Here is a 3,305-nt window from a genome sequence, read left to right on the forward strand (position 1 = left end):
CACCCGCCATGCCTCGATACCGGCTTCCAGTAAATCAGCCGCCACACTGGCCGCGCCACGGTCTCCGGCCTCGTCCCGGTCAAAGGCAATCAGCACCCGTTTCACGCCGTGATACGGCAAGGCTTCGAGGTGCTCACGGTTAAACCCGTTCACCCCGAACGCGGCGATCACGTTGCGGAACCCGGCACACCAGAACGTCATGGCATCGATCAGCGCTTCGCACAGGATAATTTCCGAAGCGGCTTTCATCGCTTCCTCATTCCAGACCCCGGCCAACGGTGACGGCAGGTACAGATGCTTTGGGCTGTCTTTCAGCACTTTGTAATCCGGCTGGGTTCGGCGGCCATACAGTTGCAGCACCCGCCCGCGGCTGGCCACGCTGGCCGATTCGGCCCAGCCGATCACCGGCACCACCACGCAGCCCCGGAAGTGATCCTGCCGGGTGGGGGTACGCAATACGCCCAGCCCAGCCAGTTTGTCGCGCAACTGCTGCCCCTCATTACTCGATTTCGACGGCAACAACCCCGCTGAACCGCCGATACCGTGATTGCCTGCGTACCCCAGCTTAAAGTGACTGACCAGTTCAGGATGATGCAGTCCGCGTCGTTCCAGCCAGGCTTTGGCTTCCGGTGACGCCAGTAAGTTCTGATGATAAAAATCAATCACCTGATGCAACAGCGCCTGCCCGTCATCGTCCAGATCGGCCAGTTTCGGGCGCGGCAGAGGTGCGGCCTGTGATCCCGGTGGGGCGGCTAACGAAGAAGCGGCCACAACCGCATTGTCCATGTCCGGCAGCCCGGCCAGCTCCCGCAGCCGGCGGATACCGATTTTCAGCGTTACCCCTTCCGTTTGTATCACCCAGTCCAGCACCGACCCCGCTGCGCCACAGCCAAAGCAGTGATACAGGTTCTTAGCCGGCGATATCACCATTGAGGGGGTTTTCTCGTTATGGAACGGACAGCGCAGCACATAATCCTCACCGCGTTTTTTCATCGTACGGCCTTGCTTACGCGCCAGCCCCAGCAATGAGACAGTTTGCTTTAAGTGGGCTAAATCGGTATCGGGAATGCGGGCCATAAAAAACCTCGTCTGTAAAAAGCTGTCAATAACCGTTTGATGTTTTTATTAGATACCTTATACTGTGTTTATGTCAACCCTTATTAGAAAGGCAGGTTACAGTATGGAGACGACAACTTTATGGTTTATACCGATGAACTTTCCTGCCAGATTGATACAACTTCGCAAGGCGGCTGACCTAACACAACAGGCGCTGGCTGACAGTGCATCTCTTCATGTTAACCAGATACGCCGTTATGAAGCGGGGTCGGCTCAACCCACCTTAGACGCCCTGATACGGCTGGCTAAAGTGCTACATGTTTCTCTTGACGAACTGGTGTTTGATGACCACGAGCGCGGCCCGTCTGATGATTTAGCGTTACAGTTTGAGGCAGTGAGTGGTATGCCGGAGGAAGAACGTAGGATTATCAAGGCGTTACTGGATGGAATGATTTTGAAGTACCAGGCTAAACAGATCACTGAGCGCGGCTGAAGCAGGCGGTAACCTGCAACAACCGCTGACCACAACCAACTATACGAGGTAGTTAATTATGGCTGGACGCGATAATAAAACAATTCGTCGGATTTCCCAAGCAGAGCGTTTTGGGAAAGTGGCGACGAACAGTATTTCTTTAAAGGGAAAATGGTTGCAGGAGGCAGGGTTCACTCCTGGGATGCCGTTAAAGATACGGGTGATGCCGGACTGTATTGTGATTACGGCGCAGAACACGCTGGAGTTGTGGCAATGTCTGGAAGGACTGAGCATTGAGCCGTTTAACCCCAGTGCAGCGGTTGACTGGATTAAGTATTATCCTGGCGGACTGAGGCTGGCGGTGTAGGGTAAAATAACGGCCCCGGCACAGAGCCGGGGCGGGTTCTAATCATCATATTTAAAATCTATGTTGATTTTCATTTTATCCAGATCAACGGTGATTTCACATCCTGACCAAGCGGGTTTTCCATTAGTTAGATTATTGTCAACAAAAAAAGATCTCAGTTGCACTAATAATTCTGTAAGGTCTCCAGGGGCTTTACTATCAGGAGAAAACCAGCCTAGTTCACCATTTCCATCAATATAATCAAATTCATATTTACAACCGTCATTTTCGGGAAAAAGTTTTGCCCTGACTATCATCTTCTGAGCATCACTTGGCCCTGCATCAGCCAAAAGTTGCCCAATTTTTTGATATATATCTAAATCATCAGTCATTTCCCGCCTCCTGGCACATTTTTGAAGTCAACAATCACAGGTCTCTCACCATTAATAGAGTATTGAACGTTTAATCTATCTGGACGAATATTATTACCTGAATAAATCGGTTCTATCTTCACATCGACCTGCTTACCATCCTTCAATGCTTTTGCCCAAGTATTTTCCATTTGTTTCCAGGCACCTTTATTAAGATTTCCATCCATAGGCACAATATTTATTTTTTCACCGGGACCATTAAAAATACTGGCAATTAGATGCCCTCCTTCATCTCCTATATTCCCACACTTTCCAGCCTTACATTGCTGATACGTATTGCGATCATTTCTTGATGGAGACAAAGATGCTTCAATATTACTGGTCCTTCCTTGTCCATCTATGTGATAGGTCTTATTCCCATCTACATGATAGACCGTATTCGGTTCGGGTTTATTCAGGGCCTTATTCCATCCGCCTTTCTTACCGGAGTCTACCACAACAATGTTTTTCTCTGCTGCCGTATTGCCGGGCTTGCCTCCTTTGCCCATTCCACCGGTAACAGCCCCTAATGCCGCACCCGCTAAGATTTCTGCCTGCTGCTTGTCGATACCGTAGCGGCTCTGTAACTGGCTGGCAAATTCCGTACTCGAAACGACGCCTTCGGCTTCAATCTGCTGGGCCAACAGGGAAGACATGTCATTCTTCATCCGTGAAGGCACATCGTCACCCAGTACACGATCAATAGCTTGACGTACTAACATGCCGTTAGCCGGGATATCACCGTACTTTTCCTTGCAGGCGGCGGGGTTGGAAGAACACACCGCGATCAGTTCTTTTTGCTGCTTGAGGCTCAGATCTTCCATTTCCTTCGTGATCTGTTTGCAGTCGCCGCGTCCCCCACACCCTTTGGCTCTGGCCGCAAAGTCGTCTATCTGATCCGCGCTCAAAAAGTTATTCTCAATAACAACCCATTCCATTGCGAAGCTGATTACCGAACGCCGATTTTCCTAATGCCCTCAGTCAGTTACCACCCGGTTTTTCCCGTGCTGCTTTGTCGCCG

General features: G+C 50.6%; 5 protein-coding genes. 2 read left to right on the plus strand and 3 right to left on the minus strand.

Going from position 1 to position 3,305, the window contains the following annotated elements; all coding sequences use genetic code 11:
- Window positions 1-1,077: CHC2 zinc finger domain-containing protein (locus ACGF49_RS24170; RefSeq protein WP_387493198.1), on the minus strand; the 1,077-nt coding region annotated here is incomplete at its 3' end.
- A gap of 133 nt (window positions 1,078-1,210) precedes the next feature.
- Here ACGF49_RS24170 and ACGF49_RS24175 point away from each other — a divergent pair.
- On the plus strand, window positions 1,211-1,549 hold the full coding sequence (locus tag ACGF49_RS24175; protein ID WP_051225734.1) for a helix-turn-helix domain-containing protein: 339 nt from the start codon (window positions 1,211-1,213) through the stop codon (window positions 1,547-1,549).
- Window positions 1,550-1,607: 58 nt separating this feature from the next.
- Entirely contained in the window at window positions 1,608-1,895 is a 288-nt protein-coding gene (locus ACGF49_RS24180) for a SymE family type I addiction module toxin (protein WP_021327094.1), read from the plus strand.
- A gap of 38 nt (window positions 1,896-1,933) precedes the next feature.
- On the opposite strand, the gene ACGF49_RS24185 is transcribed toward ACGF49_RS24180, so the two are convergent.
- Together ACGF49_RS24185 and ACGF49_RS24190 are read right to left on the minus strand one after the other, a co-directional pair.
- Window positions 1,934-2,266, minus strand: coding sequence for an antitoxin YezG family protein (locus ACGF49_RS24185; RefSeq protein WP_228940614.1), 333 nt, complete (start codon window positions 2,264-2,266; stop codon window positions 1,934-1,936).
- On the minus strand, window positions 2,263-3,222 hold the full coding sequence (locus ACGF49_RS24190; protein ID WP_387493201.1) for a DNA/RNA non-specific endonuclease: 960 nt from the start codon (window positions 3,220-3,222) through the stop codon (window positions 2,263-2,265). The genes ACGF49_RS24185 and ACGF49_RS24190 overlap by 4 nt, the downstream gene beginning before the upstream one ends.
- Window positions 3,223-3,305 lie beyond the last annotated feature (83 nt).

This window comes from Photorhabdus sp. RM96S (assembly GCF_042879335.1).
Classification (GTDB): Bacteria; Pseudomonadota; Gammaproteobacteria; order Enterobacterales; family Enterobacteriaceae; genus Photorhabdus; species Photorhabdus kayaii.

Excerpts from the sequence above, each read along its gene's own strand:
- ACGF49_RS24175 (WP_051225734.1), top strand. The coding sequence starts at position 1,211 with ATGAACTTTCCTGCCAGATTGATACAACTTCGCAAGGCGGCTGACCTA.
- ACGF49_RS24180 (WP_021327094.1), top strand. The coding sequence starts at position 1,608 with ATGGCTGGACGCGATAATAAAACAATTCGTCGGATTTCCCAAGCAGAG.
- ACGF49_RS24190 (WP_387493201.1), bottom strand. The coding sequence starts at position 3,222 with ATGGAATGGGTTGTTATTGAGAATAACTTTTTGAGCGCGGATCAGATA.
- ACGF49_RS24185 (WP_228940614.1), bottom strand. The coding sequence starts at position 2,266 with ATGACTGATGATTTAGATATATATCAAAAAATTGGGCAACTTTTGGCT.